This window comes from Halomonas sp. ML-15 (assembly GCF_014779595.1).
In the GTDB taxonomy this organism is placed as follows: Bacteria; Pseudomonadota; Gammaproteobacteria; order Pseudomonadales; family Halomonadaceae; genus Franzmannia.
In genome coordinates, this window is the sequence record NZ_JACXZT010000019.1 from 1,726,635 (window position 1) to 1,750,998 (window position 24,364).

Here is a 24,364-nt window from a genome sequence, read left to right on the forward strand (position 1 = left end):
GCAACACCGCGACGCTCGCATAAGTGACACATTATGGTGCCTGGCCGAGTCCTTTCAAGGCACTAAGCGTGAAAGGTGTTTTGTCACACGGGCACTACTTGTCCTTGCGGCGTGCCTGCAACAGCGCCGCCCCCAGGGCGCCGACCTGCCCGCTGCTGCTGTCACCTCCCTGCTGCGCCGGCCGTGACTCGCGTTTGCGGCTGGGCTTGTCGCTGCGCGCCTGGCGCGCGCCCTGGCTGGTCTGCTCGCCGGGCTGGTCGTCGAGGCGCATGCTCAGCCCGATGCGGGCGCGCTCCAGATCGACGCTCATCACCTTGACCTTGACGATGTCACCGGCCTTGACCACCGAGCGCGGATCCTCGACGAACTTGTGGGAAAGCGCGGAAATATGCACCAGACCATCCTGGTGCACGCCAACATCGACGAAGGCCCCGAAGTGGGTAACGTTGGTCACGGTGCCTTCGAGCAGCATGCCCACCTCGAGATCCTTGAGCGTCTCGACGCCATCGCGAAGTTCGGCGGCCTTGAACTCGGGCCGCGGATCGCGCCCCGGCTTGTCGAGCTCCTTGAGGATATCGCTGACGGTGGGTACCCCGAAGCGCTCATCGGCGAAGTCCGCCGGCTTGAGCGCCTTGAGAGTGGCGCTGTCGCCGATCAGGCCGCCCAACGAGCGCCCGCTGCGCTCGGCGATGCGCTCCACCAGCGGATAGGCCTCGGGGTGCACGGCGCTGGCATCGAGGGGGTTGTCGCCGTCCATGATGCGCAGGAAACCGGCACACTGCTCGAAGGTCTTGGGGCCCAGCCGACTCACCTCGAGCAGGGCCCGGCGGCTGTGGAAGGCGCCGTCGGCGTTACGCCGCGCGACGATGTTCTCGGCCAGCCCCAGGTTGAGCCCGGAGACCCGCGACAGCAGCGCCGTGGAGGCCATGTTGAGATCGACGCCCACGGCGTTGACGCAGTCCTCGATCACCGCTTCCAGGCTGCGTGACAGCTGCACCTGGGAGACGTCGTGCTGATACTGGCCGACACCGATCGACTTGGGTTCGATCTTGACCAGCTCGCCGAGCGGGTCCTGCAGGCGCCGGGCGATGGACACCGCACCGCGGATGGTAACGTCGAGGTCGGGGAACTCCCGAGCGGCGTACTCCGAGGCGGAATAGACCGAGGCGCCGGCCTCGCTGACCATGACCTTGGCCAGCCGACGCGGCGCGAGCCGCTTGATCAGCTCAGCGGCCAGCTTGTCGGTTTCACGGCTGGCAGTGCCGTTGCCCACTGCGATCAGTTCGACGGCGTGCCGCTCGACCAGCTTGGCGAGCACCGCCAGCGCTTCGTCCCAGCGCTTCTGCGGCGCGTGGGGGTAGATGGTGGCGTGTTCGAGGAACTGGCCGGTGGCATCGACCACCGCCACCTTGCAGCCGGTACGCAGGCCGGGGTCGAGGGCCAGGGTCGGCTTGGGGCCGGCCGGCGCCGCCAGCAGCAGATCCTTGAGGTTGGCGGCGAAGACATCGATCGCCTCGAGCTCGGCGCGCTCGCGCAAGCGCCCCATCAGCTCGGTCTCGAGATGGGTGTAGAGCTTGACCCGCCAGGTCCAGCGCACCACCTCGGCGAGCCACTTGTCGGCGGCACGCCCCTGGTCGCTGATGCCGACGTGCTTGGCGATGGCGACCTGGGCCGGATGCAGCGGCGCCTCATCCTCGCCGGGCAGCTTGATGGCCAGCGACAGCACGCCCTCGTTGCGCCCGCGGAACATTGCCAGAGCGCGATGCGACGGGGTCTTGGCCAGCGCTTCGTCGTGTTCGAAGTAGTCGGAGAACTTGGCGCCCTGCTGCTCCTGGCCGGCGATCACCCTCGAACTGAGCTGACCCTCGGCCCACAGCCGCTCGCGCAGCTTGCCGACCAGCTCAGCCTCCTCGGCGAAGCGCTCCATGAGTATCTGCTTGGCGCCGTCCAGCGCCGCCTTGGCGTCCTCGACGGCCGGCGTTTCACCCTCGGCGGGGCGCAGATAGCGGCTGGCCTCGGCCTGCGGATCCAGGCTCGGGTCGGTGAGCAGCGCGTCGGCTAGCGGCTCGAGGCCCGCTTCGCGGGCGATCTGCGCCTTGGTGCGGCGCTTCTTGCGGTAGGGCAGGTAGAGATCTTCGAGGCGCTGCTTGGTCTCGGCGGCCTCGATCTGACGCTTGAGGTCGGCGTCGAGCTTGCCCTGCTCGTCGATGGCAGCAAGCACCGTGGCGCGGCGCTCCTCGAGCTCGCGCAGGTAGATGAGACGTTCATCGAGCTGGCGCAGTTGGGTATCGTCGAGGCCACCGGTGACCTCCTTGCGATAGCGCGAAATGAAGGGCACGGTGGCCCCGCCATCGAGCAGTTCCACCGTGGCCGAAACCTGCTGCGGGCGAACGCCGAGCTCGTCGGCGAGGCGGGCGATAATAGCGGCGTATGCGTCCATGAAATCCTTGGCAATCAGCTTCCAGAGAATCGCGTCAAGGTACCATAATCATCGCCCCGCCGCCCTGCTTCAGCGCCGCCAGCCGCTGTCGTCCCAATAGGGGCGACGGCTTTCGCGGTCAGCCTCGCGGCGCGTCAGGCCGATATCGCGCAGCGCGTCATCGCTGAGCTCACGCAGCTGGCTGCGCTCACGACGCAGCTGGACGAGCCGGTCCATGCGGCGCGCCCAGCGCCATAGCCCGATAACAAACCGCAGTCGCTGCCGCGCTGTGGCAGCGGGCGCCACCGTGCGATTGGAGCAGCACTGGCTCGTGGGAGCCGCGGGGCAGGTCGATTCCGTTGTCATCGAAACTTCCTCCTGGTGGGTGTGGAGAAAGTGTCGGGCAGCGGATAGAATCAATCCAACGAATACTTATGATACACGCCATCAACTAAACTGATGCGAGCTGCAGATGCTCCAGACAATCGATCACGAACTGCTGCGCACTTTTGTGGCCATCGTCGACCACGGTGGAGTGACCCACGCCGCCAAGGCGGTGAATCGCACGCAATCCGCCGTGAGCATGCAGATCAAGCGCCTTGAAAAGGATGTGATTCAGCGCCAGCTGTTCGAACGGCAGGGACGCCGGATGCTGCTGACCAGCGAGGGCACTACCCTCCTCGGCTACGCGCGGCGCATCCTCGACCTGCATGGGGAAGCGCTCACCATGCTGCGCCAGCCGGACATGGTCGGCAAGGTGAAGCTCGGCGTGCCCGACGACTACGTGATGCGTTTCTTGCCGGGTATCCTCAAGTCCTTCTCGCATCACTGGCCACTGGTGGACGTCGAGGTGCAGTGCGCGCCCTCCTCTGAGCTGATCAACCGCCACAAGGGCCAGCTCGACCTGAGCATCGTGACCCGCGAGGTGGGCCACGAGATCGGCGAGATCCTGCTGCAGGATCAAACGGTATGGGTGGTGGCGGGTTCGCATACGACGCATCAACAGTCTCCCCTGCCGCTGGCGCTGTTCGAGGAGCCCTGTTTCTGTCGACGCCACGCCTGCAATGCCCTGAGTCGGGTCGGCCTCTCATATCGCATCGCCTACAGCAGCCCCAGCCTGGCAACGCTGCAGGCCGTGGTCGGGGCAGGGCTTGCCGTATCGGCGTGGATGAAGAGTCTGGTGACGCCAAACATGCGCATCCTCGACGCAACGGACGGTTTCCCTGCCCTGCCCGACGCCTCCATTGTGCTGCTTCGGGCCTCGGACACCCCCTCCCCGGCGGTGGAAGGGTTGGCTCAGTATATTGCCGAGGGCTTCAAACTATAGGTAAACACTGCACAAATGCCTACACGAGCGAATCGCTGCGTTACGCGGTGCGCGGAATCCTCACATATACCCCATATGCTCCGGTTCCTGTGCTCCGTGCGCCTTGCGCTTCATCTCGCTCGGCGATTTGTTCAGCGTTTCCATAGGAGGCGCGCAACTGCTGCTCCTCTAGCGGCCGGCGCGATTGCGCTCCAGGGCGTTGCGATAGACCGCCAGCAGGCGATAGAGACCGTGAACGAACTTGCCGTAGGGCATGGTGATGAACAGCGCCATGACGACCCCGAGATGCACCACCAGCATTACCCCCATCGCCGAGGTCTCGCGCAGCAGCATCAGTGCCAGGCCGGTAAAGCCGGTCAGCCACAGCAGCGCGATAAAGGCCACGTCCATGCCCATCTGGCGCACGTCGGCGGTGTTCTGGTCGCGCACCAGCTTGAGGTACAGCAGCCCCGCAGGGCCGATCAGCAGCCCGATGCCCCCCAGGGTGCCGAACAGCTTGGGCAGACTGGTGAAATCGTAGGGTGCCTGCCATCCAAATACGTAGTGGTAAATGGTGCCGGTAACCGTCGCCGCGAAGCTGAGCATGAAGCCATAGAAGGTGAAGTGGTGGAAGCGCCGCCGCCAGTGAGAGTGGTAGGCGTCGGGGTAGGTGCAGCCGACTTCGTTCTGGCCGTGGAGATGCTTGAGAGAAAAGGTCTCCTTGAGCGCCTGCCGCCAGCTCTGCGTATCGCCTAGCCCGGCCGCACCTTCACCACTCTCGCGCCAGAAACGCACCATCCCCATTATCAGCGCCAGCAGCACGAACAGCGACACCGAGCCGAAGGTCACCACCATCACGTTGTGCGGCATCAGGGCATAGAAGTCGCCGCCATGCTGCGTGGTGACAAGCGCCGCCAGGCCGCCATTGAGGGCGATGGCAATCAGCAGGATCAGCGTCACTCCCACTGCCAGCGCCAGAGCGGCAAGCAGACCGTTGCGGTCGAACAGGCGTGCCAGCGGTCCCGGCCAGGCGTACTGGCGATAGGACTCGACGCGCAGCTTGGCCATCGACTGCGGCACGTTGACCGCAAACTCGTGGGGCGGTGCGTACTGGCAAGCGTAGTAGCACTCACCGCAGTTGTGGCACAGGTTGGCCAGGTACTTGAGATCTTCGGGGGTGAAGGCGCGACGCCGTTCCATGGCCGGAAATACCGGGCAGAACCCCTCGCAATACCGGCAGGCATTGCAGATCGTCATGTTGTTGCGGGTTTCCTCGATCAGTGCCTCAATCTTTTGCATAGCTGCCTGCCTCTGTGCCTGCGATACGGCCAAATACGGTGCCGATGGTCATGCCGAAGCCGGCGACGTAGCCCTGTCCGAGAATGTTGCCGGCCATGATCTCGCCGGCCAGGAAGACGTTATCGGCCAGCTCGCCGCTGTCCATGTACATACGGGCCTTGGCGTCGACTTCAGCGCCCAGGTAGGTGAAGGTGATGCCGGTACGCAGCGGATAGCCGTAGAACGGCGGCTCGTCGATACGCTGCGCCCAGTGGGTCTTCTCGGGCGTAACGCCCTGGGTGTGGCAGTCGTCGAGCACGCTGTGATCGAAGTTGCCGGGCTGCACCGCGGCATTGAAGTCGTCCACGGTCTTGAGTACCGCCTCGACCGGAAGCTCGAGCTTGAGCGCCAGCTCCTCGAGCGTATCGGCCTGCTCGGGGGGGAAGACCGAGGGCATGAAGCGCCCCTGGGCCTTGGTGTCGGTAATCGAATAGCCCACCTGCCCCGGCTGCTTGGCAATCAGCCGCCCCCAGATGGCATAGCGCTTGGGCCAGAAGTCCTCGCCCTCGTCGTAGAAACGCTCGCCATCGCGGTTGACGACAATGCCCAGTGACACGCAGTCGACACGGGTGACGATTCCGCCGTCGTACTTGGGCGCCCGGGCGTCTATCGCCACCGCATGGCCCTGGGTCGGGTCGCCAATCACCTTGGCGCCGTTGTCGATCAGCGCGCGCAGCATCTTGCCCTGATTGAAGCGCGTGCCGCGGATAAGGAAGTTGCGCGACACCTCCCCCCAGGCCTCTTCCAGCCACTCCTGATTGGACTCGAAGCCGCCCGAGGCGATCACCACCGCCTTGGCACTGACCTTGCGCGGCGACCCGTTGTAGTTGACCAGCGCGTGGTCGAAGCGATTGCCGTCGAATACCAGCTTCTCGGCCTCGGCCTCGTAGAGGATCGTCACTCCGAGCCGCTCGGCGGCCTGATAGTAGGTGTTTAGCAGCGCCTTGCCGCCGCCCAGAAAGAAGGCATTGGTGCGCCCCAGGTGCAGGGTGCCGCCCAGCGACGGCTGAAAGCGCACGCCGTAGCGCTTCATCCAGTCGGCGCAGGTTTCCGAGGCGCGAATCACATGCCGCGCCAGGGCCTCGTTGGTGATGCCGCCGGTGACCCGCCATACGTCGTCAAAGAACTCGTCTTCGAGATAGGCGTCGCTCAACACATCGGTGGGCTCGCGATGCATGCAGCGCAGGTTACGGGTGTGAATGCTGTTGCCGCCCCGCCACTTGTGCGGCGCGCTCTCCAGCAGCAGCACGCTGGCGCCCTCCTCGCGGGCCGACAGTGCGGCGCACAGCGCGGCATTACCGCCACCGATCACCAGCACGTCGTGGTTCGTCAGATCGGCCTCGCTGAGTCGCTCTCCAGTCGATGACAGCATCGTGATTCCTCGCCCAAATAAATACAAATGTATCCACTAGTGTTCAAAATGACAAGTCGTGTTCCCTGGCATACCATGGCCAAAACCCATCAATACAATTCGAGGCCCGCAAGCCATGGCAGAGCGCAAGCCACGCAAGAGCGCCACAACGGAGGCCAACCAGCGCGGCGAGCCGCGCAGCGAACAGGCGTATCGCTTTATCATCGACGCCATCAAGGAGGGCAGCCTGCCGCCCGGTACGCGCATTCGCGAGGTTGAACTGGCCGAACGCATCGGCCTCAGCCGCACCCCGGTACGTGAGGCGCTCAACCGCCTGCAACTCGAGGGGCTAGTCGCCAACGACCCGGCCCGCGGCACCATCATCACCGAGCTCGATCACGGCATGATCAGCGAGCTGTATGCCATGCGCGAGGTGCTGGAAGGCACCGCTGCAGGCCTCGCCGCACAGCACGCCTCGGAGGTCGAGATCGCCTTTCTGCGCGAGATCAGCGAGCGCGATGCGCGCCTCACGGAGACCCGTGACCTGGTCAAGAACAACAAGCTGTTCCACAGCACCCTGTATCGCTGCGGCCACAACCGCTACCTGCTCAAGATGCTGCACTCGCTGCAGGAATCGATGATGCTGCTGGGCCGCAGTACCCTGGCCAAACCGGGCCGCGACGAGGCCGCCCGCAACGAGCATCGGGCGATCATCGACGCCCTCGAGAACCGCGACCCGGAGGCCGCCGAGCGCCATGCTCGTGCTCATATCCGCGAGGCCTACAAGGTGCGACTCGAGGCCTTCTTCGAGAGCTACGACGACTAGCCCCAGGCCTAGGTGCGAATCGCGAAGGGGTCCCGAGCCTCGCTCGACAGGTCGATCATCAGGTTCTTGATCTCGAGATATTCATCCAGCGCATGCAGGCCCCGCTCGCGGCCGATGCCACTGGCCTTGACGCCGCCGAACGGTGCCTGGGCGGCGCTGGTGCGGTAGGTGTTGACCCACACGCCCCCCACCTCGAGACGCCTGGCCACGCGGTGCGCCCGAGCCAGGTTCTGCGTCCACAGGCCGGCGACCAGGCCGTAGGCGGTGCCATTGGCAATGGCGATGGCCTGTTCTTCGCTATCGAAGGGAATGATCGCCAGCACCGGCCCGAACACCTCTTCCTGGGCCAGTTCGGCATCCGCCGCCACCTCGGTGAACACCGTGGGCTGGACGAAATAACCGCGGGAGTAGACGTCGCCTTCCGGCACCCTGCCGCCCACGGCAAGCGTGGCGCCCTGCTCGCAGGCCCGGGCGATGAAGGCCAGCACCCGCTGATGCTGCGCCTGGGTGGCCACCGGCCCCATCTCGGTGGCCTCGTCGCGGGGGTTGCCCACGCGGATCGCCCGAGCACGCTCACACACCTGCGCCACCACCTGGTCGTAGATTTCGCGCTGTACCAGTAGCCGCGAACCCGCAATGCAGGTCTGGCCGGCAGCGGCAAAGATCCCCGCCACCGCACCGGTGACTGCCTGCTCGAGGTCGGCATCGGCAAACACGATATTGGCCGACTTGCCGCCCAACTCCAGGGTCACCGGTGTCAGGTGCTCGGCGGCCACCCGCGAGATCGCCTTGCCGGTGGCGGTGCCGCCGGTGAAGCTGATCAGATCGATGCCCGGGTGGCCGGTGAGTGCCGCGCCGACGCTACCGTCGCCAGTCACCACGTTGACCACACCTGCCGGGAAACCTGCCTTTTCACATAGCTCTGCGAAAGCCAGGGTGGTGACGCTAGCCATCTCCGAGGGCTTGATCACCACCGTGCAGCCCGCCGCCAGGGCAGGCGCCAGCTTGTTGGCGAGGATCGCCATGGGCGAGTTCCAGGAGGTGATCAGGGCTGCCACGCCACGCGGCTCGCGGGTGGTGAAATCGACCAGCTCGGGACGGTCCAGCGGAATGCTCTCGCCGTGGAGCTTGTCGGCCCAGCCGGCAAAATAGCGGTAGTTGCGCGCCGCGAAGCGCATTTGCACACGGGTCTCGCGGATCACCTTGCCGTTGTCGGTGGTCTCGAGCTGGGCCATACGCTCGGCGTCAGCCTCGAGCAGGTCGGCCAGCCGATGCATCAGTGTCGCGCGGGTCAAGCCATTGGTCTCTTTCCAGCCGCCGTCGAAGGCCTCACGTGCCGCTTCCACTGCAGCGTCGACGTCCTCGACGCCGGCCTGGGGAAGGTCGGCCCAGGGTTGCTGGTTGACCGGATTGATGGCAGGAAAGGTGGCGCCACCGGCGGCATCCCGCCAGGCGCCGCCGATATAGAGCTGATAGCGGTTTGCCACGTGGTGTTCCTCCAGAAAGTAGGGGTCAGCGGAACGGATCGAAGAAATAGCCCACCGGCCAGCGCATGTTGAACGCTTCCGTGAGCCCGAACAGCGCCGCCATCAATAGTGCGGTACCGATCAGTGTGGCGAGCCAGCTCATCTTGCCGACCAGGCGGCAGAAAGCAGCAGTGAAAATCGCCGCCGAGGCCATCAGGCCAATCAGGTAAATGCCCAGGTAGAGCGCCGCCAGCCAAGCCATATAGGGCGCACTGCGTCTGAACTTGGCGCCCCAGACAGGCTCGTTGCCGGTATCTCCGATGTGCTCACCGCCCGCCTCGGCATCACCGCTGGCGCGTGATGCGCGGGAACGGCGCACGGTCAGTACGCCCTCCACGCTGAGCAGCACCAGTACGGCGATCGCCACGACCTGTGGCATCAGCCGCGCATTGAAGGGGTAGCCGGCGGACATGTAGAGGGCCGCTATCATCAAGCCGACTATCACCGCCATGAACAGCAGCTCTTCACGTAGTCGCTGTGACATCAGGTTTCTCCCAGTCCCTTGCGTTTGGCACGCACACCGGCCACCACCACACCGACCGCCAGCACGCCGATGACGATCACCATGGGGTCAGCCAGCCAAGACCAGCCGTAACGTGACGCCGATATGGTCAGATAGCGCTCGATACTCGGCGCCAGCACGAAACCGATCAGCACCGGCGCCCGCGGCCAGTCGTAGGTCTTGAGCAGCCAGCCGAGCATGCCGATGACGATGAAGGCGATCAGATCGCCCCACTGGTTGGTATTCTGGTAGGCGCCGACCAGCATCACGATCAGCAGGAAAGGCGCGAACTTGGAAGCCGGAATGGTGCTGAGCCGGGCGATGGGCCGCGACAGCAGGAAGCAGGCGAAGGCGCCCACCACGTTGGCCAGCGCCAGGGTCCAGACGATGGTCAGGGTAATCGACAGGTCCGAGGTCAGCATCGACGGGCCGGGCTGGATGCCCAGCAGGATCAGGCCGCCGAGCAGCACGGCGGTAGTGCCACTGCCGGGGATGCCGAACAGCATGGTGGGGATCAGCGAGCCCCCCTCCTTGGCGTTGTTGGAGCTCTCCGGCGCGATCACCCCGCGCACGTCCCCCTTGCCGAAGCCGCTCTTGTCCTTGGCGCTCTGCACCGCCTGGCCATAGGAGAGCCAGTCAACCACCGAACCACCAAGGCCGGGGATTGCCCCTACCGCGACCCCGAGGGCCGCCGAGCGTAACACCAGCCAGCGGTTGCGAAAGGTGTCGCGTACCCCATCTTTCCAGCCACTGGAGACCTCCTTGACCTTGGAGACGGCGCGGTTGTCGGCCAGCAGGTCGATGATCTCGGGTACCGCGAACAGCCCCATGGCCAGGATCGCCAGCGGAATACCGTCCATCAGATAGACGCTGTCGCCGACGAAGCGAAAGGTCACCGTTGAGGGAGCCGAACCGAGCATGGCGATCATGATGCCGAGCAGGGTAGCGAGAATGCCGCGGAACGGATACTTGCCAGCCAGCAGACCGACCACGCACAGCCCGAGCACGGTGAGCATGAAGAGATGCGGTGACTGGAATGCCAGCACCAGCGGCCGTGCGATGGGCAAGATGGCGAACAGCACCAGCGCACCGACCAGGCCGCCGATAAGCGAGGCGCTGAAAGCCGCACTCAGGGCACGTCCCGCCTTGCCCTGCTGGGCCATCGGGTAGCCATCGAGGATGGTCGCCTGGGAACCCGCCGATCCGGGCACCCCGATCAGAATACTGGGGAAGGTGTCAGCGGTGGCGATCACCGCCGCCATGCCGATCAGCATCGCCGTCGCAGCGTGCGGATCCATGCCGTAGACGAACGGCAATAATAGAGACATACCCACGACGCCCCCCAGACCGGGGAGAATACCCACGACCAGCCCAACGCTGATGCCCAATAGCATGAACACCAGACGGGACGGATCGAGGACCAGCGTCAGGGCATCAAACGCAGCGGCTAACACGGCGTCGAGCTCCTATCTGCGGAGAGTTGAAGGGTGCGGCTGCAGATACTCCACAGCGCATCCGGATACGACACGGGGAGGGCTTCAAAGCCCTCCCCCAACGACCTCAGAGGTCGGCGTCGTAACGCTCCTTGAAGGTGGCACGCAGATAGTCGAGCGCTTCGTCGGAAATCTCCAAGGTGGCACTCATGGCGGTATAGGCGTCGTCGCCCACCAGCCACTCGTAGGGGCCGTTAGCCTCTTCGGACTCGGCAATGAAGTCCTCGTCCTGGCGCGCCTGCTCGAAGGCGTAGCGCAGGTCATTGATCGAATCCTCCGGCGCATCGGCCTTGGCCCATAGCATCTTGATGCTGCCTGCCGACAGCACCGCGCGATAGGCGTCCCAGGCCACGCCGGACGGCGCTTCGCCGTGACGCTCCTCGTAGACTTCGGCCACGGTGGGCATGTCCGGGAAAGCCGGATCGCGCACCAGTTCGCCGTCGGTATCGATGATGCCGAGGCTGAACAGCGGCACCGCCGTGCCCTCTTCGACCAGCGGCTCGACGTTGGAGACGTAGGCACTGGTGGTCTGGAAGTCGAGGTTGGTCTCGCCCTGCTCCAGCGCCAGGCGGGTCGGTCCGCGGCTCTCATAGCCAAAGATGGCGTCGTGGGGCAGGTCAAGTAGTGCAAAGGCGGCCAGTGCCATCGAGCCGATCGCCTGGGGCGATACCTCTCCGTAGATCAGCTCGTCGACGTCCCACAGGTCAAGCGGCTCCTCGACGCCCAGATCGGCACGGGCATAGATCACCCCACCCTGGGCCATGGCAACGATCGGTTCATAATCGCGGAAGTCATAGCGCACCGCACCGGAGCCGTACATGAACGGGAAGACCTGACCGGCACTCTGCAGCATCACGGTCATGCCGTCGCTGGCGGTGCGCAGCTCGAATTCGTTGGTGCCCTGGACGCCCCCCGCGCCAGGCCGATTGATCACCTGAACGCTGACGTCGTCGCCCAGGAAAGGACCAATGGTCGCAGCACTAAAGCGCCCCCAGGTATCGGCCCCGCCGCCGGGTGCCCAAGGGGTGAGAATCTCGAGGGTCTCGCCTTCGTAGAAACCGGTCAGCTCTGCATGGCTGTTGGCCGCCACCCCTACCGTCAGGCCGGCAGCCACTGCCAGGCTGAGGGAATGACGAGCAAAGCGTGAGGCGTGGTGTCTGGCGTTATTCATATTATGAACTCCCGTGTGGGTTTCCGACTGGCGGACGACACTGATACAGACTGCCGCTTCCGCCACTTGCTGTTATTGTGTACTTGAGTATGCAATTGGGCTCAGTGATATGCAATAGTAAGGAAACGCGGCCCGCATCGGCCATATTGCATTGGTCGTAGAGAGCGATTTCTGCAAGCTCTTGTTAACTGTATTACAACGTAGACGTTTGCATACAGTGCGTCGACGACTTCTACAGCGCCCGCGACCCCCAACTAGAGGAGCAATCCGCATGGACATGGTACTCACGAATAAGGTGGCGCTGGTGACCGGCGCCAGCCAGGGAATTGGCTTCGAGACAGCGCTGCTGCTCGCCGAGGAGGGCGCCCGGGTGGCGCTGGTGGCGCGCCGCGAGGCGCCGCTGAAGGAAGCCGCCGAGCGCATCGCCGAGCGCACCGGCCAGCGCCCGCTGACAATCGTTGCCGACATATCCAGTCCCGACGGACCCGCTGCAGCCGTGGCACGTACCGTCGAGGCGCTGGGCGGCCTGGACATCCTGATCAACAATGCCGGCAGCAGTGCCTCAGGCCCCTTCATCGAGGCCGACGACGCTCTCTGGCAGGCCGACATCGAACTCAAGCTGATGGGCGCGGTGCGCGGTATTCGCGCAGCCCTGCCGCACCTGGCCGCCTCCCCGGCGGCGGCGATCATCAACGTCACCACGGTGTCGGGCAAGGCGCCGCCGGCCAATACCCTGCCCACCTCGGCGACCCGCGCGGCCGGCATTGCGCTGACGAAATCCTTGGCCAACGAACTCGGTGCACAGGGCATTCGCGTCAATACCGTATGCCTTGGCCGGGTACGCTCGGCACAGGTCGAGCGGCGCTGGCAGCGTGAAGCCCCGGAGCTCAGCTGGGAGGCCTACTCGACTCGCCAGGGACAAGCCATTCCGTTAGGCCGGCTTGGCGATGCCAGGGACGTGGCCAACGCCATCGTGTTCCTGGCCTCGCCGCGGGCCGGCTATGTGACCGGTGCCAGCCTCAACGTCGACGGCGGCCGCGGTGCCACTGTCTAACTGTGATGATCCATCACCCTTTACCAACAATAACGTCAAAGGAGACACGCCATGCCAAGTGTTGCCCAAACCCTGATTGATGGCCTGCGCCGCGAGGGCGTCACCCATGTATTCGGTATACCCGGGACCCAGAATCTGGCCCTGCTCGATGTAATTCGCGAGACCCCGGAGATACGCTTCATTCTCACCCGCCACGAGCAGGGTGCTGCCTTCATGGCCTATGGCTATGCCCGCGCCGGCCAGCGCCCTGCGGTGGTAACCGCCACCGAGGGTCCCGGGGTGACCAACATGGCCACCCCCTTCGGCGCCGCCTATCGCGGCAATGTACCGGTGATCGGCATCAACGGCCTGCAGGAGGAGTGGCTGCGCGAGAAGGACGCCAGCCAGGAGATGGACCAGATCACCTTCTTCAAGCCGATCACCAAGTGGGCCTACTCCATCACCGGTCCAACAAAGGCCCAGGAAGCGCTGCGCAAGGCATTTCGTACCGCGCTGGCCGAGCCACCGGGACCGGTTCACCTGGAAGCCTCCACCGCCATCTACCGCGCCGACGTCGACGCCGAGGAGCAGTCTCCCGAGCAGTACCGCGCCAGCGTGCTGCCCGACGTCGCCGGCAGCTGCCTCGACCAGGCCGCCGCGCTGCTGACCAAGGCCGAGCGACCGGTGATTCTCGCCGGCAGCGGCGTGCTGCGCGAGCGTGCCAGCGGCGCTCTGATCGCCTTTGCCGAGCAGCACAATATTCCAGTCGCGCCGCTGCAGTTCAGCCCCGACGCCTTCCCCACCTCGCATCCCTTGGCCGTTGGTCCGCTGGGCCGTAACGGCTGGAACAGCGCCAATCGGGTGGTCAAGCAGGCCGACGTGATCATCGCTGTCGGTGCGCGCATGGATCTGTTCTCGACGACCTTCAAGCACGGCCTGATTCGTGAGGACGCCACCCTCATCCACCAGGCGGCCAGCGTCGACCCGATCGGCACGGTGTTTCCGGTAGATGTCGCCGCGGTGGGCAGCACCTCGAGCTTTGTGGCCGGCCTCAGCGGCCGTCTCGACGGCCAGCAATGGAACTGGGTCGACGTCGGCGCCGAAGTGGCGCGCTGGGAAGAGGAGCGCCAGGCGCTGATCGACCCCCACGCCGAGCCGATTCAGCCGCCGTTTGTGGCCGACGTGCTCAGACGCACCCTGCCCAAAGGCGGTATCATGGTGGTCGATGCTGGCAATGCCGGTAAACACGCGCGCCAGCACTTTGTCAGCTACGCCCCGGACACCTACATGTTCATCGACAACTGGGCGGCGGTCGGCGCCGGCTTCCCCACCGCACTGGGGGCGGCACTGGCCCGGCCTGATGTGCCGGTACTGGCGGTACAGGGCGACATGGGCTTCATGTGCAACATCGGCGAGCTGGAAACCGCGGTGCGCGAGAAGATCAAGCTGGTCGCGGTGGTGATCAACGACCAGGGACTCGGCAACGAACGCGCCTTCCAGGATGCCCACTACGACGGCCGGCATTTCGCCGTCGACTATCAGAACCCCGACTTCGGCGTTCTGGCCCGCGCGTTCGGCGCCCATGGTGAGCAGGTCACCCGCCCCGGCGATCTGGAAGCCGCCATGCAGCGCGCCTTTGCCGCCGACGGCCCGGCCGTGGTCGATGTAATGATCGATAAGCACCATCTGGCGCCGGTGCTGTTTAAGGCCTGAGTGCCGCCATTCATCAAGGAGCGTCATGGACGATAGCCCGAGCCCAGCCCCAGACCGCAGCGCCATCCGCAACCTGGTGATGGTCTGCATCGGCCTGACCAGCGTCTTCGTGTCCCAGACCATGCTGCTGCTGGCGGTACCGCTGAGAGCGCTGGAGCTCGGCGCCAGCCCGTCGGTGGTGGGGATAATCCTCTCGGCGCCCTATCTGCTGCCGCTGGTCTTCGCGATCCCGCTGGGCGGCATCGTGACTCGGGTCGGGCCGCAGAAGGTATTCTTTATCGGCGCCATCGGCATGATGCTCGGCCCCTGGTTGAGCCTCGCCTCCCCGACCTTCGGCGGGCTGGTGGCAACGCAGATCACCATCGGCCTGGCCCACGTGGTGATGGTGATTGCCGCCCAGTCGGTGGTCGCCGGACTGGGCCGCGGCCGCGCACTGGAGCGCTACTTCGGCTGGTACACCATGTGCCTGTCCGGCGGCCAGCTGATCGGTCCGCTGCTCGCCGGCTACATGATCGATACCCTGTCGATGGCCTGGGTCTTCGCCACCATCGGCGTCATCCCGGCGATCAGCCTGGTGAGCTCCTGCTACTTCGTCGGCAATGCCCGCCGCGGTCACGCCACGCCGCGATCGCTACTCGGCTACCGCGCCCAGGCCTCGCTGCTGCGCGACAACATCGGCGTGCAGATGTCGATTGCGGTGACCGTGGCGGTACTATTTGCGCTTGGCGCGCATGCCGCCTTCCTGCCGGTCTATCTCGAGGAGTTGACCTTCTCTGCCACGCTGATCGGGATACTGGTCAGCCTCAGGGCGCTGGCAGCGATGGTGATTCGCCCGGTCATGCCGCAGGTCATTCAGGCTCTGGGCGGGCGCGCCAGGACCATGATTGCCTCGCTGGCGGCGGTGGCCATGGGGCTGATGTGGACCGGCATGACCGGCAGTGTGGCAGCGCTGGCCTTCCTGGCGATTCTGGTCGGCCTTGGCTCAGGTATTTCACAGCCGCTGTCGATGGTAATCCTCGCCGAGCACGTCCAACCAGAGCAGCGCTCCAGCGCCCTGGGCATGCGGCTGATGGGCAATCGTGGCGCGCAGGTACTGGCGCCGCTGGTGCTCGGGGTAATTGCCGAGCTGGTCGGCTTCACCCTGACGTTCCTGCTGGCCGGTGCCGCGCTATTGGCGGTGCTGGTGGTCGTGGTGCGCCTGCGCCCGGCCTTCGAGCGCGCCGAAATGGCCAATGCGCGGCGCTATACCTAGCGGTTTAGATCAAGCAGCGACGAAGCGCAATGCCAACCCATTGTTGCACCAGCGCAGCCCGGTGGGATCGGGGCCATCGTCGAACACATGGCCCTGGTGGCCCTTGCAGCGCGCGCAGTGGTACTCGGTTCGCGGGAAGAACAGGAAGTAGTCGACCTGGGTCAGCAGATGGCCTTCGACGTGCTCGAAGAAACTCGGCCAGCCGGTTTTCGAGTCGTACTTCATGTCACTGGTAAACAGCACCAGGTCGCAGCCGGCGCAGCGGTACTCGCCATCGCCCCACTCCTTGTCCAGCGGGCTCGAAAAGGCCGGCTCGGTGCCATGGTCGCGCAGAATCTCGTACTGCTCGGGCGTCAAGCGCTCGCGCCACTCAGCGTCGCTGAGCTCCAGCGTCTCCAGCCCCGGCGCCGGCTCGAGGTCTGGCTTGGGCCGCCCCAGCGCCATCCCGGGCATCAGACCGGCCAGTCCTCCGGCCCCCAACCATCCCATGAATTGACGTCGCTTCATTCGCTACTCCTTGACTAAGTGAGTACGTCGCATACGCCCGAATGGATGCTTATATGGCCATATGCATCGGGGGGAGGCACATGGCGCCTCCCCCCGATAAGACCCTCCCCTACCCAGGGGGTTCAGCACAATGGCAAGGTTCAGTCCAGACGCGGACCGGCGGCAATGATCGCCGCGTCGACGCCGGCGAACTTCTTGAAGTTGTCGACGAACTTGGCCACCAGGTCCTGCATCTGGCGCTGGTAGGCAACCTTGTCGTCCCAGGTCTGGCTCGGATCGAGCAGGCTGGAGTCGACGCCAGGCACCGCCAACGGTACGGCGAGATTGAGTCCATCGACGGTACGCGTCTCGGCATCGCGCAGTACGCCGGACTGAATGGCGCTGATGATGGCGCGGGTAGTAGGAATCGAGAAGCGCGTACCGCCCTGGCCGTAGGCGCCGCCGGTCCAGCCGGTGTTGACCAGATAGACCTGGGAGTCGTAAGCGTCGACGCGCTTGATCAGCAGGTCGGCATACTCGCGAGCCGGGCGCGGGAAGAAGGGCGCGCCAAAGCAGGTCGAGAAGGTCGCAGCGAGGCCTGACGAGGAGCCCATCTCGGTGGAGCCGACCTTGGCGGTGTAGCCCGACAGGAAGTGGTAAGCCGCGGCTTCCTTGGAGAGCACCGAGACCGGCGGCAGCACGCCCGACATGTCACAGGTCAGGAAGATGATCGCGCTGGGCTCGCCGGCACGATTCTCGGCGACCCGCTTGGCGACGTGCTCGAGCGGATAAGCCGCGCGTGAGTTCTGAGTCAGGCTGTCGTCGGCGTAGTTGGGCTCGCGGCGGTCGTCGAGCACCACGTTCTCGAGCACCGCGCCAAACTTGATCGCCTGCCAGATCACCGGCTCGTTCTTCTCCGAGAGGTCGATGCACTTGGCATAGCAGCCGCCCTCCATGTTGAACACCGTGCCCTCGCCCCAGCCGTGCTCGTCGTCGCCGATCAGATAGCGCCCCGGATCGGCTGACAGGGTAGTCTTGCCGGTACCGGAGAGGCCAAAGAACAGCGTGGTCTCGCCATCCTCGCCGACGTTGGCCGAACAGTGCATGGGCAGCACGTCGGAGTCCGGCAGCAGGAAGTTCTGTACCGAGAACATCGCCTTCTTCATCTCGCCGGCGTAGTGCATGCCGGCGATCAGCACTCGCCGGCCGGCGAAGTCGATGATCACCGAGGCTTCGGAGTGGGTGCCGTCACGCGCCGGGTCGCAGACAAACCCCGGGGCGTTGAGGATGGTCCACTCCTCCTTGCGGGCAGGGTTGTAGGCCTCGGGACGCACGAACATGGTGCGGCCGAACAGGTTGTGCCAGGCGGTCTCGGTCACGGTACGGATCGGCAGGTAGTGCTGCGGATCGGCACCCACGTGCAGCTCGGACACAAAGTGCTCGCGCTCGGCGAGATAGGCGTCGACGCGCTGCCACAGAGGCTCGAAGGCGTCGGCGCTGAACGGCCGGTTGACGCTGCCCCACTCGATCTGGTCGCGCGTGGAGGGCTCGTCGACGATAAAGCGATCGGCGGTGGAACGCCCGGTGCGCTTGCCGGTATTGACTACCAGGGCGCCGTTGGCGGCAAGCCGCCCTTCTCCACGCTTGACCGCCAGCTCGGTTAGTTCAGCATGGCTGAGATTGGTGTGGCGCGTGGGCGTAGCGGAGGGCTGGCGCGCGGGTGCGGCTTGGGTCGTGGTCATGTTGGTGTCCTGGGCCTTGCGGCCGCTTCTCTCTCGTTAGCCGGGCGTCTGACGACGCACTGAGTGCCTGATGGCTCGCCGGTGAACGAGTGGGCTCGTTTCTGGTGGGGCGGCGGGCGATCGCGTCAAAGGGGCGGCCATTATGGCAAAAACATTTCTTGTAGCAAACGACGCATTTCGCGGCATTTCTTGTAGTTTTACTACTACATGGCGCGAGTTACGTTAACTACGAAACGTCGGGAAGAGATACTCAGTGCAGCGTCGGCGGCGGGGCATCGGGAGCCTCGATCAGCGCTTCGATCTCGGCGGCGCCGAAGTGGTAGCGGGTATGGCAGAAGTGGCACTGGGTATCGATGGCCTGCTGCTCGTCGAGGATCTGCCGCAGCTCCTCGGCACCGAGGCTATAGAGCGCCTGGGCAATGCGCTCCCGCGAACAGTTACAGCCGAACTGCAGCGGCTTGGGCGGAAATACACGCGCCTGCTCCTCGTGGTAGAGACGAAACAGTAGCGTCTCGGCGTCGAGCCCCAGCAGCTCATCGTCCTGCAGGGTCGCAGCCAGATGAACGCTGCGCTCCCAGGCATCGGCGTCCTGATGGTTGGCGTCGTCGGGTAGCTGCTGGAGCAGCAGCCCGGCAGTCCGGCTACCGTTGGCGGCCAGCCACAGCCGGGTCGGCAACTGCTCCGACTGACTGAAGTAGGCCTCGAGACAGCCGCCCAGGCTATCTGCCGAGAGTTCGACGATGCCCTGATAGCGCTTGCCCTCGCGGGGGTCGAGGGTGATCACGATGCGCCCGGCCCCCAGCAGCTCGCGGAAACCGGCATCATCGGCGGGCAGAGCCTGTCCCTCAGCGACCCGCGCAATGGCGCGCATATCGCCGCCCGAATGGGACTCCGCCATCAGCAGTTCGAGGGGACCGTTGCCGCGCACCTCGATGCTCAGGGTACCGTCGAGCTTGACGGTTTCGGTGAGTAGCGCCACTGCGGCCAGCAGCTCACCCAGCTGGCGACTCACCGCCTGCGGGTAAGCGTGGCGGTCGAGCACCTCCTGATAGGCGCGCTCGAGCTGCACGATCTCGCCACGCACATTGGTACCATCGAAGAGAAAACGCTGAATCTGGTCGGTCATGGGTCTCTCGGGTCAACAGAAAACGGTCAGTCGTCGCCCTGGCGGCGCTGAAAACGGGTAATCTCGCGGCGCTGCTTCTTGTCCGGCCGCTTGAGGGGATGCTGCATGGCCTGGTTGGTGAGCCGGCGCGCCTCGGCTTCGCGCTGCCGACGCGCCACGCTGTCGGCGGTTTCACGGTAGAGCTCGCGGGCCTCCGGGGCGCCACGGCGCTGGCCGGAGAGCGCCACCACCTCGACCTCGAGAATGTCCCACCCCTGGGGCACTCTGACCAAGGCGCCGAGCTCCACCGCCTTGCTGGTCTTGGCGCGGGCGCCATTGTAGTGCACCTTGCCGCCCTCGATAGCCTTCTTGGCCAGCTGGCGGGTCTTGAAGAAGCGCGCGGCCCACAGCCACTTGTCGAGTCGAACGTTATCCATGGCGCTCTCCGTCATTCAGTGGGGCGGCCGCTCATCGGGCAGAATGGTGGCAAAGCGGTCGAGGGCAATAAACTCCTTGAGCGCCTTTTCGGGACGGCTGCTGTCGGGCTGCTTGATGCCCAGCAGATGACGAATACCGTACTCGCGGGCGCTTTCCAGCACGTGGGGATTGTCATCGATGAACAGGGTGCGCGCCGGATCGAAGGGCTCGACCTCCTGCAGCTCGAACCAGAATTCCTGCGCCTCCTTGGCGACGCCAAGATCCGCCGAGGAGACGATCGCATCGAGATACTCCTCGAGGCCGGTCAGCGGCAGCTTGAGGCCCAGGCTGGCGCGATCGGCGTTGGTCGCCAATACCACTCGCGGATGGGCGCGCTTGAGCCACTTGAGAAAGTCCAGGGCGTCGCTGCGCAAGCCGATGAGGTGCTGTATTTCACGCTTGAGGGCGACGATATCGACGTTAAGCTCGTCGCTCCAGTAGCTCAGGCTGTACCAGTTGAGCGTGCCCTGCTCGCCGATGATGCGCGCCTTGAGCGCGTCCTGGGCAGCGGCGTCGAGACGATGCAGCTCGGCATAGCGACGCGGCAGATGTTCGAGCCAGAAGTGGCTGTCGAAGTGCAAATCCAGCAGCGTACCGTCCATATCCAGCAGCACGGTGTCGATGGCCCGCCAGTCGATCATGCTCAGGGCTCCGCAGTGGTGAATCGAGAGTGGTATTGTACGCGAACCCACCGGCCGAGACACGGCCCAACCCGGCCTGCCAGGAGACACCATGTCAGCACCCTACCCGCAAAAGCCTCACATCCTGTCACGCCAGGAGGTCGCCCGTAGCCGACTGTTCACCGTCGAGCAGCTCGAACTCCGGTTTTCCAACGGTGAAGAGCGCATCTTCGAGCGCCTGATGGGCAGCGACCACGGCGCGGTGATGATCGTCGCCATGCCCGACCCCGACCACGTGCTGCTGATTCGCGAGTACGCCGCGGGCTTCGACGACTATATATTGACGCTGCCCAAGGGGCTGGTCGATCCGGGCGAAGACATCGTCGGCGCCGCCAACCGCGAGCTGATGGAGGAGTGCGGCTTCGGCGCCAATCGCATCGAGCCGCTGGCCGAACTGTCGCTGGCGCCCAACTACATGCGCCACCGCATGCAGGTGATGCTGGCCAGCGACCTCTATCCGCAGCGCCTGCCTGGCGACGAGCCGGAGCCGCTGATCGTCGAGACCCACGCCATCGACGAGCTGCCCGCGCTGCTGGCCCGCGACGACTTCCATGAAGCGCGCGCCATCGCCGCGCTCTATATCGCCCGCGACCTCATGCGTGATCGCCGCGAGGGGCTTGATTTGTGGTAGCAGCCCCTTAGAGGCTGACCCAGCGCCCCTGGCGGTGGCTATCGAGCCCCGCCTCGAGCAGCCGCATCGAGCGGATCGCATCCTCTACGCTGACCGGCATGTTGCCGCCACCACCCAGCGCTTCGGCCACGCCACGATAGTAGGCCAGGTAGTCGCCCGCTAACGTGGCGTGTGTCGACTCGCGAAGCTCACCCGAAGCGTCATCGACAAGACTCAGCAGCCCATCGCGAGCGTCCACGCCCCAGTTCTGCGCCGGCGTCTCGCCGGCCTTGAGGCGCGCCTCCTGGGGATCGAGGCCGTATTTCACGTAGCTGCCGCGGGTGCCATGAACGCGAAAGCGCGGCGTCTCTGCGGCGACCAGAGCGCTGGCGGCCAGGCTGACCCGGCAGCCCGGATAATCGAGCAGACATAGAAAATCATCCTCGACGCTGGCGTCGTCACGCTGACGCGCCAGATTGAGCTGAATGGCCCGCGGCATGCCGAACAGCTCACAGGCCTGATCGAGCAGATGGGGACCCAGGTCGTACCAGATGCCGCCGCCGGGGCGCGGCTTCTCGCGCCAGCGATCACGGACCTCGGGACGGAAACGGTCGAAGCGCGACTCGAGGCTCACGACTCGCCCCAATTCGCCGCTGCCCAGCAGCGCCTTGAGGGTCAAAAAATCGCTATCCCAACGTCGATTGTGAAATACCGACAGTCGCCGCCCGGCATTGTCGGCCAGGCTCTTGAGGTTCTTGGCCTCGGCCAGGGTCACCGTGAACGGCTTGTCGAGCACCACGTGCTTGCCTGCCGCCAGCGCCGCCTTGGCCAGCGGGAAATGGGTCTCGTTGGGGGTCGGGATCACCACCAGATCGATGTCCTCGCGGGCAAGCAGCGCCTGCGGCGTCGCGGCTACGGCCACATCGGGCAGTGCCGCCGCGACCTTGGCGGCATCGCTCGACGAGACTGCTACCAACGTCAGGCCGGGGGTCGCCAGGATAAGCGGTACATGGAAGGTCTGGCTGGCGAAACCGAAGCCGACTACGGCGACATTGACATCGTGCGGCATGGGCACTCCTTGTCTATGGCTTATGACGATATGGCGTGACGCATATCATGAAACGGTCAAAGAAAGGTCATATCGACCTTGGTATAGGGGTCCATACTAAAGGTGCCGTTTGCAACCCCGTCACCCCACGGACCTACCCAAGGAGGCAAACGCATGTGCTGTTCAGAAGAGAGTCTAGCGCTACTCGAGACCTGGTATGCGCTGGAGTGCCAGCTCGAGGCACTGACCGAGCAAGACGTACCGATGGACAAGGCGGCGTGATCCGTCACTGACCACACTTCGAGCCCCCGCTTCCAGGCGGGGGCTCGCAGTTTTTGGTTGGTGCGCCTCAATCCAGCTTGGAAAGATCGCGCACCGCGCCCTTGTCCGCTGAGGTAGCCAGCAGCGCATACGCCTTGAGCGCCGCCGAGACCTTGCGGTTGCGCTGAATGCGCGGCTTCCAGGCGTCCTTGCCACGGGCTTCCTCGGCCTCGCGGCGCGCCGCCAGCTCGGCATCGCTGAGCTTGACGTTGATCGCCCGCTTGGGGATATCGATGTGGATGATATCGCCGCTCTCGATCAAACCGATGGCGCCCCCCGCAGCGGCTTCCGGCGAGACGTGGCCGATCGACAGGCCAGAGCTGCCACCGGAGAAACGCCCGTCGGTCATCAGTGCGCACACCTTGCCGAGCCCCTTGGACTTGAGATAGGAGGTCGGGTAGAGCATCTCCTGCATACCGGGACCGCCGCGCGGTCCTTCGTAGCGCACCACCACCACTTCGCCGGGCTTCACCAGCCCGCCCAGCACGTGCTCCACCGCCTGATCCTGGGACTCGACCACGTGGGCCGGGCCCTCGAACACGAGAATGGAGTCGTCGACGCCGGCGGTCTTCACCACGCAGCCGTCCACGGCGATATTGCCGAACAGCACCGCCAGGCCGCCTTCGTGGGAGAAGGCGTGCTCGAGATCGCGGATACAGCCGCTGACGCGATCGCCGTCGAGACTCGGCCAGCGCGCGGCCTGGGAGAAGGCGGTCTGGGTCGGTATTCCGCCGGGGCCGGCCTTGAAGAACTCCACCACCTCGGGGCTGGGGTTACGCATGATGTCCCACTCGTCCAGCGCCGCCTTGAGGGTGTCGCCATAAACGGTGGGCACGCGGGTATCCAGCACCCCGGCACGGTCGAGCTCGCCAAGAATCGCCATGATCCCGCCAGCGCGATGGCAATCCTCGATATGGTACTGCTGGGTGTTGGGCGCCAGCTTGCAGAGCTGCGGCACCTCCCGCGACAGGCGGTCGATGTCGGCCATGGTGAAGTCCACCTCGGCCTCCTGAGCGGCGGCCAGCAGATGCAGGATGGTGTTGGTGGAACCGCCCATGGCGATGTCCAGGGTCATGGCGTTCTTGAACGCCGCCTTGGAGCCGATGGCCCGGGGCAGCAGGTGCGCCTCGTCGCCCTCGTAGACGCGCTTGGCCAGCTCGACGATGCGATGGCCCGCCTCCTCGAACAGTCGGCGGCGATCGGCATGAGTGGCCAGCACGGTGCCGTTGCCCGGCAGCGCCAGGCCCAGCGCTTCCATCAGGCAGTTCATCGAGTTGGCGGTAAACATGCCGGAGCAGCTGCCGCAGGTGGGGCAGGCGCTGCGCTCGATCTCGTCGATCTCCTCGTCGCTGTACTTGTCGTCGGCGGCGTAGATCATGGCGTCGATCAGGTCGATGCCGTGGTCGAGCAGCTTGGTCTTGCCGGCCTCCATGGGGCCGCCGGAGACGAAGATCACCGGGATATTGAGACGCATCGCGGCGTTGAGCATCCCCGGGGTGATCTTGTCGCAGTTGGAGATGCACACCAGCGCATCGGCGCAGTGGGCATTGACCATATACTCGACGCTGTCGGCGATCAGGTCGCGACTGGGCAGCGAATAGAGCATGCCGTCGTGGCCCATGGCGATGCCGTCGTCCACGGCGATGGTGTTGAACTCCTTGGCCACCCCGCCGGCCTTCTCGATCTCGCGCGCCACCAGCTGCCCCATGTCCTTGAGGTGCACATGCCCCGGCACGAACTGGGTAAAGGAGTTGGCCACCGCGATGATCGGCTTGTGGAAGTCGTCATCCTTCATACCGGTGGCGCGCCACAGGGCGCGGGCGCCGGCCATGTTACGGCCGGCGGTGGTGGTACGCGAACGATACTCGGGCATGCTGTCCTCTAGCGTCGATGCCGCCTGGGGCCACCCGCGCTGGGCGGGCGACCGGCGGTCTTGATAGGAAGTCGTGCGACAATTTTGTCATG

The 24,364-nt window shown here is 65.1% G+C and carries 21 protein-coding genes; 6 read left to right on the forward strand and 15 right to left on the reverse strand.

From position 1 onward, the window contains the following. Positions 1 to 94 precede the first annotated feature (94 nt). Together IEI94_RS19780 and IEI94_RS19785 are read right to left on the reverse strand one after the other, a co-directional pair. Positions 95 to 2,440 (reverse strand): Tex family protein, encoded by a 2,346-nt coding sequence (locus IEI94_RS19780; RefSeq protein WP_191168931.1) that lies wholly within the window; start codon positions 2,438 to 2,440, stop codon positions 95 to 97. A gap of 69 nt (positions 2,441 to 2,509) precedes the next feature. Continuing rightward, a complete protein-coding gene (locus tag IEI94_RS19785) occupies positions 2,510 to 2,785 on the reverse strand; it encodes a DUF1127 domain-containing protein (protein ID WP_224750207.1) in 276 nt (91 codons plus the stop codon). 100 nt (positions 2,786 to 2,885) lie between these two features. Here IEI94_RS19785 and IEI94_RS19790 point away from each other — a divergent pair, with 100 nt between their 5' ends. Continuing rightward, complete coding sequence (locus tag IEI94_RS19790) at positions 2,886 to 3,746, forward strand: LysR substrate-binding domain-containing protein (RefSeq protein ID WP_412030925.1); 861 nt, start codon at positions 2,886 to 2,888, stop codon at positions 3,744 to 3,746. Between the two features lie 168 nt (positions 3,747 to 3,914). On the opposite strand, the gene tcuB is transcribed toward IEI94_RS19790, so the two are convergent. Continuing rightward, positions 3,915 to 5,024: a tricarballylate utilization 4Fe-4S protein TcuB gene (tcuB, locus tag IEI94_RS19795; RefSeq protein ID WP_191168933.1), complete on the reverse strand. Its 1,110-nt coding sequence runs from the start codon at positions 5,022 to 5,024 to the stop codon at positions 3,915 to 3,917. After that, positions 5,011 to 6,435, reverse strand: coding sequence for an FAD-dependent tricarballylate dehydrogenase TcuA (gene tcuA / locus IEI94_RS19800; RefSeq protein ID WP_191168934.1), 1,425 nt, complete (start codon positions 6,433 to 6,435; stop codon positions 5,011 to 5,013). The genes tcuB and tcuA overlap by 14 nt, the downstream gene beginning before the upstream one ends. A gap of 115 nt (positions 6,436 to 6,550) precedes the next feature. Here tcuA and IEI94_RS19805 point away from each other — a divergent pair, with 115 nt between their 5' ends. Then, positions 6,551 to 7,240, forward strand: coding sequence for a GntR family transcriptional regulator (locus IEI94_RS19805; protein WP_191168935.1), 690 nt, complete (start codon positions 6,551 to 6,553; stop codon positions 7,238 to 7,240). Positions 7,241 to 7,248: 8 nt separating this feature from the next. Here IEI94_RS19805 and IEI94_RS19810 read toward each other — a convergent pair whose 3' ends face one another. The 4 genes from IEI94_RS19810 to IEI94_RS19825 form a co-directional block, all read right to left on the reverse strand. Further along, on the reverse strand, positions 7,249 to 8,727 hold the full coding sequence (locus IEI94_RS19810) for an aldehyde dehydrogenase (protein WP_191168936.1): 1,479 nt from the start codon (positions 8,725 to 8,727) through the stop codon (positions 7,249 to 7,251). A gap of 25 nt (positions 8,728 to 8,752) precedes the next feature. Next, a complete protein-coding gene (locus IEI94_RS19815) occupies positions 8,753 to 9,250 on the reverse strand; it encodes a hypothetical protein (RefSeq protein ID WP_191168937.1) in 498 nt (165 codons plus the stop codon). Beyond that, the gene (locus tag IEI94_RS19820; RefSeq protein ID WP_318153429.1) at positions 9,250 to 10,722 is read right to left on the reverse strand and encodes a tripartite tricarboxylate transporter permease; all 1,473 of its coding nucleotides are present in this window, start codon (positions 10,720 to 10,722) and stop codon (positions 9,250 to 9,252) included. The genes IEI94_RS19815 and IEI94_RS19820 overlap by 1 nt, the downstream gene beginning before the upstream one ends. A gap of 106 nt (positions 10,723 to 10,828) precedes the next feature. After that, positions 10,829 to 11,932, reverse strand: coding sequence for a tripartite tricarboxylate transporter substrate-binding protein (locus tag IEI94_RS19825; RefSeq protein ID WP_191168938.1), 1,104 nt, complete (start codon positions 11,930 to 11,932; stop codon positions 10,829 to 10,831). Positions 11,933 to 12,203: 271 nt separating this feature from the next. On the opposite strand from IEI94_RS19825, the gene IEI94_RS19830 reads away from it, so the two are divergent. Genes IEI94_RS19830 through IEI94_RS19840 form a run of 3 tightly spaced genes read left to right on the forward strand, consistent with a single transcriptional unit; the run spans position 12,204 to position 15,930 of the window. Then, on the forward strand, positions 12,204 to 12,986 hold the full coding sequence (locus IEI94_RS19830; protein ID WP_191168939.1) for an SDR family NAD(P)-dependent oxidoreductase: 783 nt from the start codon (positions 12,204 to 12,206) through the stop codon (positions 12,984 to 12,986). A 51-nt stretch (positions 12,987 to 13,037) separates the two neighbouring features. After that, entirely contained in the window at positions 13,038 to 14,678 is a 1,641-nt protein-coding gene (locus IEI94_RS19835) for a thiamine pyrophosphate-binding protein (RefSeq protein WP_191168940.1), read from the forward strand. Between the two features lie 25 nt (positions 14,679 to 14,703). Continuing rightward, positions 14,704 to 15,930: an MFS transporter gene (locus tag IEI94_RS19840; protein WP_191168941.1), complete on the forward strand. Its 1,227-nt coding sequence runs from the start codon at positions 14,704 to 14,706 to the stop codon at positions 15,928 to 15,930. A 9-nt stretch (positions 15,931 to 15,939) separates the two neighbouring features. Here the strand turns inward: IEI94_RS19840 and msrB are convergent, their stop codons facing one another. The 5 genes from msrB to yrfG all read right to left on the reverse strand — a co-directional run bounded on the left by msrB (position 15,940) and on the right by yrfG (position 20,381). Further along, positions 15,940 to 16,437 (reverse strand): peptide-methionine (R)-S-oxide reductase MsrB, encoded by a 498-nt coding sequence (msrB, locus tag IEI94_RS19845; RefSeq protein WP_191168942.1) that lies wholly within the window; start codon positions 16,435 to 16,437, stop codon positions 15,940 to 15,942. A gap of 140 nt (positions 16,438 to 16,577) precedes the next feature. Further along, positions 16,578 to 18,158 (reverse strand): phosphoenolpyruvate carboxykinase, encoded by a 1,581-nt coding sequence (locus IEI94_RS19850; RefSeq protein WP_191168943.1) that lies wholly within the window; start codon positions 18,156 to 18,158, stop codon positions 16,578 to 16,580. Positions 18,159 to 18,408: 250 nt separating this feature from the next. Then, positions 18,409 to 19,284 (reverse strand): Hsp33 family molecular chaperone HslO, encoded by an 876-nt coding sequence (gene hslO / locus IEI94_RS19855; protein WP_191168944.1) that lies wholly within the window; start codon positions 19,282 to 19,284, stop codon positions 18,409 to 18,411. A 26-nt stretch (positions 19,285 to 19,310) separates the two neighbouring features. Further along, entirely contained in the window at positions 19,311 to 19,715 is a 405-nt protein-coding gene (hslR, locus tag IEI94_RS19860; RefSeq protein ID WP_263574651.1) for a ribosome-associated heat shock protein Hsp15, read from the reverse strand. Then, positions 19,716 to 20,381, reverse strand: coding sequence for a GMP/IMP nucleotidase (gene yrfG, locus IEI94_RS19865; protein ID WP_191168946.1), 666 nt, complete (start codon positions 20,379 to 20,381; stop codon positions 19,716 to 19,718). A 91-nt stretch (positions 20,382 to 20,472) separates the two neighbouring features. Here yrfG and nudE point away from each other — a divergent pair, with 91 nt between their 5' ends. Next, complete coding sequence (gene nudE, locus IEI94_RS19870) at positions 20,473 to 21,051, forward strand: ADP compounds hydrolase NudE (RefSeq protein ID WP_191168947.1); 579 nt, start codon at positions 20,473 to 20,475, stop codon at positions 21,049 to 21,051. A gap of 7 nt (positions 21,052 to 21,058) precedes the next feature. Here the strand turns inward: nudE and IEI94_RS19875 are convergent, their stop codons facing one another. Then, a complete protein-coding gene (locus tag IEI94_RS19875; RefSeq protein WP_191168948.1) occupies positions 21,059 to 22,099 on the reverse strand; it encodes an oxidoreductase in 1,041 nt (346 codons plus the stop codon). A 328-nt stretch (positions 22,100 to 22,427) separates the two neighbouring features. Then, positions 22,428 to 24,272: a dihydroxy-acid dehydratase gene (ilvD, locus tag IEI94_RS19880; protein ID WP_191168949.1), complete on the reverse strand. Its 1,845-nt coding sequence runs from the start codon at positions 24,270 to 24,272 to the stop codon at positions 22,428 to 22,430. Positions 24,273 to 24,364 lie beyond the last annotated feature (92 nt).